The 9,520-nt window shown below is 64.5% G+C and carries 9 protein-coding genes; 5 read left to right on the top strand and 4 right to left on the bottom strand.

Features of this window, described 5'->3' with window-relative positions; all coding sequences use genetic code 11:
- Positions 1 to 172: 172 nt before the first annotated feature.
- From CH278_RS23340 to CH278_RS23330, 3 genes are read left to right on the top strand one after another with little or no spacing between them, the layout of a single operon-like run.
- Entirely contained in the window at positions 173 to 673 is a 501-nt protein-coding gene (locus CH278_RS23340; protein ID WP_027497997.1) for a 2Fe-2S iron-sulfur cluster-binding protein, read from the top strand.
- Positions 670 to 1,683: an FAD binding domain-containing protein gene (locus CH278_RS23335; RefSeq protein ID WP_094622978.1), complete on the top strand. Its 1,014-nt coding sequence runs from the start codon at positions 670 to 672 to the stop codon at positions 1,681 to 1,683. The genes CH278_RS23340 and CH278_RS23335 overlap by 4 nt, the downstream gene beginning before the upstream one ends.
- Positions 1,680 to 3,746, top strand: a complete 2,067-nt coding sequence (locus tag CH278_RS23330) for a xanthine dehydrogenase family protein molybdopterin-binding subunit (protein WP_094622977.1) — start codon at positions 1,680 to 1,682, stop codon at positions 3,744 to 3,746. Before CH278_RS23335 ends, CH278_RS23330 begins: the two co-directional genes overlap by 4 nt.
- Before the next feature lie 16 nt (positions 3,747 to 3,762).
- Here CH278_RS23330 and CH278_RS23325 read toward each other — a convergent pair whose 3' ends face one another.
- The 4 genes from CH278_RS23325 to CH278_RS23310 are packed head-to-tail and all read right to left on the bottom strand — an operon-like array spanning position 3,763 to position 7,087.
- Positions 3,763 to 4,509: an amino acid ABC transporter ATP-binding protein gene (locus CH278_RS23325; protein ID WP_032371654.1), complete on the bottom strand. Its 747-nt coding sequence runs from the start codon at positions 4,507 to 4,509 to the stop codon at positions 3,763 to 3,765.
- The gene (locus CH278_RS23320; protein ID WP_094622976.1) at positions 4,506 to 5,996 is read right to left on the bottom strand and encodes an ABC transporter substrate-binding protein/permease; all 1,491 of its coding nucleotides are present in this window, start codon (positions 5,994 to 5,996) and stop codon (positions 4,506 to 4,508) included. The genes CH278_RS23325 and CH278_RS23320 overlap by 4 nt, the downstream gene beginning before the upstream one ends.
- Before the next feature lie 39 nt (positions 5,997 to 6,035).
- Positions 6,036 to 6,518 (bottom strand): RidA family protein, encoded by a 483-nt coding sequence (locus tag CH278_RS23315; RefSeq protein ID WP_027497993.1) that lies wholly within the window; start codon positions 6,516 to 6,518, stop codon positions 6,036 to 6,038.
- 14 nt (positions 6,519 to 6,532) lie between these two features.
- Positions 6,533 to 7,087 carry a histidine phosphatase family protein gene (locus CH278_RS23310; protein WP_027497992.1) on the bottom strand — a complete coding sequence of 185 codons (555 nt, stop codon included), beginning with the start codon at positions 7,085 to 7,087 and terminating at the stop codon, positions 6,533 to 6,535.
- Between the two features lie 78 nt (positions 7,088 to 7,165).
- Between CH278_RS23310 and CH278_RS23305 the strand changes: the two genes are divergently transcribed.
- Positions 7,166 to 8,341 carry an acyl-CoA dehydrogenase family protein gene (locus CH278_RS23305; protein ID WP_027497991.1) on the top strand — a complete coding sequence of 392 codons (1,176 nt, stop codon included), beginning with the start codon at positions 7,166 to 7,168 and terminating at the stop codon, positions 8,339 to 8,341.
- A gap of 16 nt (positions 8,342 to 8,357) precedes the next feature.
- A complete protein-coding gene (locus CH278_RS23300) occupies positions 8,358 to 9,485 on the top strand; it encodes an acyl-CoA dehydrogenase family protein (RefSeq protein ID WP_027497990.1) in 1,128 nt (375 codons plus the stop codon).
- The last annotated feature ends 35 nt before the right edge of the window (positions 9,486 to 9,520 follow it).

The raw sequence follows: 9,520 nt of genomic DNA, 5'->3' as shown, positions 1-9,520 counted from the left end.
GAACGTCATCCGAACCTGATGTGAGAAACCCGGGTGAACCATCGCAAACATCCCTAATGATCAGGCACGTTGCAACCACCGCTCGAATCCGCCCGTAGCCCACTACGAAGTTCCGCGCACGACCCGCCGGCTCGAGCGTTTGGTGGCACAGGCCCCGGGTATCCGCACGTGCATGACCAACGTCACTCTGCGTGTCAATGGAACCGATCGTGAGATCGACTGTGACACTCGATCCACTCTGCTCGACGCACTTCGCGAGAACCTGGATCTCGTCGGGGCCAAGAAGGGGTGCGACCACGGTCAGTGTGGCGCCTGCACCGTCCTGGTCGACGGCCGGCGAATCAACAGTTGCCTCACGTTCGCCGTCGCGCAGGTCGGGCGCGAAATCACCACGGTCGAGGGACTGTCCGACGGCGACACTCTGCATCCCGTGCAGCAGGCTTTCGTCGATCGTGACGCGTTCCAGTGCGGGTACTGCACGTCCGGGCAGATCTGCTCGGCGGTCGCGGTGATCGAGGAAGCAAAACAGGGCTGGCCCAGCGCGGTCACCGAAGACCTCGAGGCCACCGATGTCGAACTCGACTCCGGCGAAGTGCGCGAGCGCATGAGCGGCAACCTGTGCCGCTGCGGTGCGTACGCGAACATCGTTCCCGCAGTGCAGGACGCGTCATGAGAACCTTCGAATACCGAACCGCCACTGCGATCGATGACGCTCTCGAAGGCCTGGCGGGGGACGAGAACGCGATGTTGCTCGGTGGCGGCACCAATCTGGTCGATCTGATGAAGCTGGGTGTGGCCGCACCATCGGCGTTGATCGATGTGACGCGACTGCCGTTGCACGACATCGACGTCGCCGACGACGGAGCGTTGCGGATCGGCTCCGGGGTGTCCAACAGCGATCTCGCGGTGCATCCGGTTGTCCGCCAGCGGTATCCGGTGCTCTCGCGGGCAGTGCTGTCCGGGGCCTCGGGCCAGCTACGCAACATGGCCACCACCGGCGGAAACCTGTTCCAGCGCACTCGATGCGTCTACTTCATGGACGCATCCAAGCCGTGCAACAAGCGCGAACCCGGTTCGGGCTGTCCGGCACGTAACGGCGAGCATCGAAACCTCGCCATCCTCGGAGCCTCGTCGTCGTGCGTGGCGACGCATCCGTCCGACATGGCCGTCGCGCTGTCGGCTCTCGATGCGCGCGTCGTCGTTCGCGGAGTCGACGGTGAACGGAAACTCGCGATGGACGAGTTTTACCGATTGCCCGGCGATGATCCGACGCGAGACAACACTGTCGCCCGAGACGAGATCGTCACCGCCATCGAAATTCCGAAGGCTGCCGACGGCACTGTCTCGACGTATCGGAAGGTACGGGACAGGCAGTCGTACGCGTTCGCGGTCGCGTCGATCGGCGCTGTGCTCGACGTCGAGGACGGAATCGTACGTGGGGTGTCGATCGCGCTGGGCGGCGTTGCGCACCGACCGTGGCGGGCCCGAACCGCCGAACATGCATTGCTCGGAACCGCTCCCGACGAGGCGTCGTTCCGAGCTGCGATCACCGAGGAACTGCACGCGGCAGAGCCGTTGCGAGACAACGCCTTCAAAGTTCCGCTGGTCACGAACCTGGTGACGCGCACTCTGGTGGAATTGGCAGAGCTGGGCACACACGAAGAGTTGGGAGATCGGTCATGACGGCATCGATCGGCCAGTCGATTCAGCGCACCGAGTCCGTCGACAAGGTCACCGGCCGAGCGCGCTACGCAGCCGAGCAGCCGCCGATCGCCGGCCAGGTGTACGCCTGGTACGTGCCCGCGACGGTTCCCGTCGGGACGGTCGAGAACGTCGAACTCGCTGACGGGGGCCCGGCGGTGCACGCGCTCCTGTGGCACGGCAACGCCGAGAAGCTGGGCGAGGTGGAAGATGCGGAACTGCATGTGCTGCAATCGAATTCCGTTGCTTACCGCGGCCAGATCGTGGCCGTCGTTCTGGCCGACACCCTCCAGGATGCCCGCGCGGCGGCCGCCCGAGTACAGGTGCGTTACGCCGACGTTCGCTCACCCGACAACACCCTGAGCGCCGATCACAGCTCGCTGTACGCGCCCGAGTCCGTCAACGCGGGATTCCCCACCGACGTCACGATCGGTGATCCGGACGCTGCATTGACGACGGCCGAGCACGTCGTCGACAACTGGTACTCGACGGCTCCGATGCACAACAGTCCGATGGAACCGCATGCCACGACGGCTCAATGGTCCGATGGTGTACTCACGGTCTGGGATTCGACGCAGGCACCGTCGGGAGTTCAGGGCGATCTCGCCACGGCGTTCGGACTGGAACCCGCGAATGTTCGCGTGATTGCCGAGAACGTCGGCGGAGGCTTCGGGGCGAAAGGCAGTACTCGGCCCAACGCGGTTCTCGCTGCGATGGCGGCGCGAGCAACCGGCAAGACCGTCAAGCTGGTTCTGCCGAGGCAGGCTCTGTTCGATGTCGTCGGATACCGCACCCCGACCCTCAATCACGTTCGCCTCGGTGCGGATTCGAGTGGCAGGCTGCAGGCCATCGCTCACGATTCCTTCCAACAGACGAGCACGATCTTCGAGTTCTGTGAGCAGACGTCGGAATCGACCCGGCACATCTATGCCTCGCCCAACCGCGCCACAACGCATCGGCTCGCGTCGCTGGATGTCGGCACCCCGCGCTGGATGCGAGCCCCGGGTGAGGCACCCGGCATGTTTGCCGTCGAGACGGCGATCGACGAATTGGCAACGGCCACCGGAATCGATCCGATCGAGCTCCGGATCCGCAACGAACCTGACGTCGATCCCGCGAGTGGGAATCCGTTCAGCTCCCGCAGTGTGGTGCAGTGCCTGCGCGAGGGTGCCGAGAAATTCGGCTGGGATCGTCGAGACTCCACGCCGGGCCGACGCCGAGAAGGCAATGTCTTGCTCGGAATGGGCGTCGCGACAGCGAGCTACCCGGTGCTGATCTCGCCGAGTACCGCGGCGGCGCGTGTCGAGCAGGACGGCACGATCACGGTGTCCGTCGCTGCATCCGACATCGGAACCGGTGCGCGGACCGTGCTGCGACAGATTGCCGCCGATGCGCTCGAGGTCGATGCGGATGCCGTCACGCTGCAATTGGGCGACAGCGCTCTGCCCAAGGCCCCCGGTGCCGGTGGATCCTCGGGCACCTCCTCATGGGGTTGGGCGGTCACCAAGGTCTGTAACGCGTTGCGGGACCAGGGACCGTTGCAGCCGGGTAACTCCGCCGAGGCCGATACAACCGACGACGTCGAAGCCCAGAAAGAGTTGGCGCGCATGGCGTTCGGTGCCCAGTTCGCCGAGGTGGCGGTCGACGTCGACACCGGTGAAGTACGCGTGCTCCGGATGCTGGGGGTGTTCGGCATCGGGAAGGTGATGAATCCACGGCTGGCCCGGTCGCAGCTCATCGGCGGCATGACGTTCGGACTCGGAATGGCGTTGATGGAGAGCGGCGTCGTCGATCACGAATTCGGCGGCTTCGCCAACCACGACCTCGCCGAGTACCACATCCCGGCCTGCGCGGACGTCACCGATCTCGAGGCCGTGTGGATCGAGGAGGTCGACACCGAGCTAGCCCCGATGGGCGGCAAGGGAATCGGTGAGATCGGTGCGGTGGGCTCGTCGGCAGCCATCGGCAATGCGGTCTACAACGCCACCGGCGTCCGAGTCCGCGACCTCCCGATCACCCTGGACAAGGTGCTACCGCACCTCTAGAACGGGCGCAGCCCCTCTACGCCAGAATCCGCTGTAGGAACTGTCGGGTGCGGGGCTCGGTCGGGTTCGCGAGAACCTGCTCGGGTGTCCCGCGTTCGACGACGACGCCGTTCTCGAGGAACAACACCTGATCGGCCACCTGCTGGGCGAAGCGGATCTCGTGGGTGACGATCACCATCGTCCATCCTTCGGCGGCAAGGCCTTTGATGACGCCCAGTACTTCGCCGACCAGTTCGGGATCGAGCGCGGAGGTCGGCTCGTCGAACAGCATCAGCTTGGGGCGTAAGGCGAGGGCTCGGGCGATTCCGACGCGTTGCTGTTGGCCACCGGAAAGCTGGAACGGGTACTGATCGGACTTGGCGTCGAGACCGATCTGGTCGAGGATCGCGTGAGCGTCGCGAGTGGCGTCGTCTTTGGACCGTTTCTGGACGATCACCGGTCCCTCGATGATGTTCTGCAGCACGGTCTTGTGGGGAAACAGATTGTGGCTCTGGAACACCATGCCGCTCTGCGCGCGGAAGTGGCGCAGTCGCGCGGCGTCCACGGGCTCGGCGAAGTCGACCGACACGTCGCCGATGCGGATCAGGCCGGCATCGGCTCGGTCGAGAGCGTTGAGCGTTCGCAACACGGTGGTCTTGCCGGAGCCGGACGGCCCGATGATGACGGTGACGGTGCCCGACGGCACGGTGAACGAGACGTCCTTCAGTACCTCGATCGGTCCGAACGATTTCTTCAGTGCGGATACTTCCAGCAGGTCTGTCATTTCGCCACGTACCTGTCGAGTCGGACTTCGAGTTTGCCTTGGAAGAACGAGAGAATTATGCAGATCACCCAGTAGTACAGGGCGGCAACGGAGTACAGCGTGAAGAAGTCGAACGTCGGAGCCGCCGCCAGCTGCGCGACGCGCAGCAGTTCGGTCACCAGGATGGTCGATGCCAGCGAGGTGTCCTTGACCAGCGAGATCAACGTGTTCGACAGCGGCGGCACAGCGGTGCGCAGTGCCTGCGGAAGCACAATGCGCTGCAACGTGGTTCGGTATCCCATGCCGATCGTCTGCGCGGCCTCCCACTGGCCCTTGGGCACGCTCAGTATCGCAGCGCGAATGACTTCGGCCGCGTAGCCGCCGACATTGAGCGAGAACGCCACGACCGCCGCCGGAAACGGCGAGATCACGATGCCGAACTGCGGCAGGCCGTAGAAGATGATGAACAGCTGCAGCAGTAGGGGAGTGCCGCGAATGATCGAGACGTAGAACCGGGCCACTGCGGCGAGGGGCTTGATCGACGAGATCCGGGCGAGTGCCACGGCCAGCGCGATGACCAGTCCCACAACGAAACTGACGGCGGTCAGCGGGATCGTCATGGTCACCGTCGCCTTCAGCATCGGCCACAGGTTGTCGAGTACCAACTGCATCTTCGACGGCGCAGTGGTTCCTGCGTCCTCGCTCACCGGTGCCGCGGTGTCGGAGGTCGGTGCCGCGACGTCGCTCCCGAAGTACTTCTTCGAGATCTCGGCGATGGTGCCGTTGTCACGGAGGGTGTCGATGGCCGCGTCGACCTCGTCCATCAGGCCACTGTTCTTGCGGGCCACGAAGGACTGCAGCGTCGTGTCGCCCGTGTTTCCGGAGACCCGCACTCCCGTGTCGCCGGTCTGCTGCAGGTATTCGGCGATGGCGAGCGAGTCGTTGACGGTGGCGTCCACCCGGCCGTCCTTGACGAGCGCGACCGCTTGGACGAATCCCTCGACCGCCTCGACGTTCGCGCCCGCGTCTGCAGCGACCTCGGCCCAGTTGCTCGTCGACGATTGGGCGGTGGTCTTGCCGGCCAGATCGGCCGTCGAGGTGATCGTGGTGTTGTTCGCGGCGGTGAGAATCTGGCCTTCGGACACCGTGTAGGGCTTGGACAGGTCGTAGGTCGACTGCCGGGCGGGGGTGATCGACACCTGGTTCGCGATCAGGTCGAAGCGTTGCGATTGCAGCCCGGCGAAGATCGAGTCGAAGGGGGTCTGCACGAAGTCGACGCGGACGCCCAGTTCGTCGCCGACCGCGTTGATGACGTCGATGTCGTAGCCGGTGAGTTGGCCGTCCCCGCCCTGATAACTGAACGGGCTGTACGTGCCCTCGGTGCCGACGACGAGTACACCGTCGTCGCGCACTCGGTCCAGGAGGGATTGCGACGACGAACTACACCCGGACAATCCGAGTATGCCGATCAGAATCGCGACCAGAACCAGAGTGGATCTGCGCACCATCTAGGCCTGCTTTCGCTGTAATGACGAGTGGAGAAAAACCTACCCGTCGATCTCCAGTTCCGCTGACACGACAACGGTGTTGTTCATCGGCAATGCGGCCGCTCCCAGCGCAGTCCGCGCATGCGCACCGACCTCGGGTCCGAAGATCGCCAACACCAGATCGGAGAACCCGTTGACGACGGTGGTGGTCTGAGTGAAGCCGTGATCAGCGTTGACCGAACCGGTGACGGTCAGCCACGCGCTGATTCGATCGAGATCTCCGATGGCACGGGCGAGGCTGCCCAATACAGCGAGGGCGGTGTCACGCGCGGCGTCGGTGGCGGCGTCGAGGTCGACTTCGGACGGCACTGCACCGAACGGACCGGCGAGGGTTCCGTCCGGTGCGAGCGGCGAATGACCCGAGACGAAGACGCGGCTGCCGCGCACGCGAACCCAATCGAAGGAGAACTCGAATCCCGGTGGTGCGCTCGGTTCACCGGGCAGCTCGAAGCCGAGTTCGGCGATGCGACGTTCGATCTCCATGAACGGAAATCCTGTCAGACCGCAACGCCGTTGATGGTGCGAACCGTCCATCGGGTGCCGTCGTGTTCGAGTGTGGACACACCGGCGTTGAGTATGCGGGGTGAGTGTCGTCGACGGATGGCGTCGAAGATGGCTCGTATGACGCCACCGTGGGCCACGGCGATCACCGCGGAGTCGGGGTAGCGCGAGGCGATCTCGTCGACGGCTCGCACGCCCCGGACGATCAGATTCGATCGTGGCTCGAGGCCCGGGTATCGCCCGTCCGGCCAATGCGAGTACGCGTCCCAGTCGGTGAATCCCTCGGCGTCACCGAAGTGACGCTCGGCCAGATCCGGGAATTCGGCGGTTCGGTTCAGGCCCAGATGGGTCCCGATGATGTCGGCGGTTTCCGCGGCCCGGACCAGCGGCGAACTGACCAGGTGATCCCACGTACGGAACTCCAGTTCGTAGCCCGCCTCGCGGGCCTGAGCTCGTCCGGTGTCGTTGAGAGGGATGTCCGAAGAGCCCTGCAGGCGGCCGTGCAAATTCCAGTTCGTTTCACCGTGCCGAACCAGCGCCAGAAAAGTCATAGTGAGCGGAGAATATCCCAGAGTTACCAGGGAGTACGGTCGATACCGAGATAAGCGAACGAGCACGGAGGATTGTCGATGAATCTTGCCCTGACAGAAGAAGAGGCCGCGTTCCGCGACGAGATGCGGACGTTCTTCACCACGAAGATCCCCGCCGAGATTCGCGAGAAGAACGCGACGGGTCAGGAGTTGAGCAAGGACGAAGTGGTCACGACCATGCGAATCCTGAACGAGAACGGACTGGCAGTACCGCACTGGCCTGCGGAGTTCGGTGGCCGCGATTGGTCTGCGGTCCAGCGTCACATCTGGCTCGACGAAATGCAGCTGGCCTCGGTACCCGAGCCGCTGGCGTTCAACGCGTCGATGGTGGGCCCGGTCATTGCGACGTTCGGGTCGCAGGAGATCAAGGAGAAGTTCCTGCCGAAGACGGCGAACCTCGACATCTGGTGGTGTCAGGGGTTCTCCGAGCCCGAGGCCGGTTCGGATCTCGCCTCGCTGCGTACCACCGCCATTCGGGACGGTGACGACTACATCGTCAACGGCCAGAAGACGTGGACCACTCTCGGCCAGTACGCCGACTGGATCTTCGCGTTGGTACGCACCAACCCCGATGCACCGAAGAAGCAGGCCGGAATTTCGTTCCTGCTCATCGATCTGAACACCCCCGGCATCGAGATGCGTCCCATCAAGCTGGTCGACGGCAGCGTCGAGGTCAACGAGGTGTTCTTCGACAACGTCCGCGTCCCGGCCGAGAACCTCGTGGGCGAGGAGAACCAGGGCTGGAGCTACGCGAAGTTCCTGCTCGGCAACGAGCGCACCGGCGTCGCCCGCGCCGGACACACCAAAGTTCGACTGGGACAGGCGAAGAAGCACGCCGCGCAGACGAAGGTCGGCACCGGGACGCTGCTCGAGGATCCACTGTTCGCGGCCAAGCTGGCCGAGGTGGAGAACGAACTGCTCGCCCTCGAGCTCACCCAGTTGCGGATGGTCTCGAGCTCGGACGACGGCAAGCCGAACCCGGCATCGTCGATTCTGAAGCTGCGGGGTTCCGAATTGCAGCAGACCACAACAGAATTGCTGATGGACATCGCCGGGCCGGACTCCTTGCCCTACGAGGCAGGCGAGGACATCGAGAGCGACGGTTGGGCACAGCGGTCGGTACCGAACTACCTCAACTATCGCAAGGTCTCGATCTACGGCGGCTCGAACGAGGTTCAGCGCACCATCATCGCGTCGGCGATTCTCGGACTGTAAGGGAGCATCTGAAGACATGGATTTCGAACTCAACGAAGAGCAGAAACTGCTGCGCGACACCACCCGTGAGGTTCTCTCGCGCGCCTACGACACCGAGAAGCGCAACAAGATCGTGGCCGGTGAGCTGGGGTGGAGCACCGACGTCTGGAAGCAGCTGGCCGAGGTCGGTCTGCTGGGTCTGACGTTCAGCGAGGACGACGGCGGTATGGACGCCGGTCCCGTGGAGATCATGGCGGTCATGACCGAGGTCGGACGACGGCTCGCGCCGGAGCCCGTTCTCGACGCCGTTCTCGTGCCCGGCGGGCTCATCTCCGAGCTCGGCTCAGCCGATCAGCGCAAGCGACTTCTGCCACCCGTGGCCGAGGGCTCGTCGATGTTGGCGTTCGCGCACAACGAATCCGGCAGCCGCTGGCCCAACGTCGAGGTCGCCACCACGGCGACCGAGGACGGCGGATCGTGGTCGATCAGCGGCGTCAAGAACCCGGTTCCGCACGGCGGCAGCGCTGACGTCATCGTCGTCAGTGCCGTGCTCCCCGGCGGTGGAACCGGATTGTTCGTCGTCGACGGCGACGCGACCGGGCTGACCCGCAAGTCGTACGCCACCCACGACGGGCAGCGCGCCGCGCAGATCGAATTCTCCGACGTTGCTGCAGAACCGCTGGGTTCGGCCGAGAACGCAGCCGCTGCGATCACCGGTGCCGAGGTGCGCGCACAGGCCGCACTGTGTGCCGAGGCAGTGGGAGCAATGGAGGAGGCGCTGCGGCTGACCACCGATTACCTCAAGCAGCGCAAGCAGTTCGGGGTTCCGCTGGCCAAGTTCCAGGCGCTCACCTTCCGTGCGGCGGACATGTACGTGCTACTCGAGCTGGCCCGCAGCATGAGCCTCTACGCCACGATGTCGTTGGCGGACGGCAATGTCGACACGACCATCGCCTCGCGCGCCAAGCTGCAGATCTCGCGTTCCGGTCGCAAGATCGGCCAGGAGGCAATTCAGCTGCACGGCGGAATCGGCGTCACGGCCGAATATCCCGTCGGGCACTACACCAGTCGGCTCGTTGCCATCGAGCACACTCTCGGTGGGGCCGACGAGCACCTGCGCATCCTGTCGGACAAGGTCGCCGATCACGACCTCATCGGAATCTGATCCGGTAAAAGGATACGGGCCCGGCCACCTCGTCC

Origin of the sequence: Rhodococcus sp. 05-2254-5 (assembly GCF_002258575.1) — a bacterium.
GTDB classification, from domain to species: domain Bacteria; phylum Actinomycetota; class Actinomycetes; order Mycobacteriales; family Mycobacteriaceae; genus Rhodococcoides; species Rhodococcoides fascians.
The sequence above is the reverse complement of the archived record's forward strand: the minus strand, read 5'-3'. Positions and strand labels throughout refer to the sequence as shown.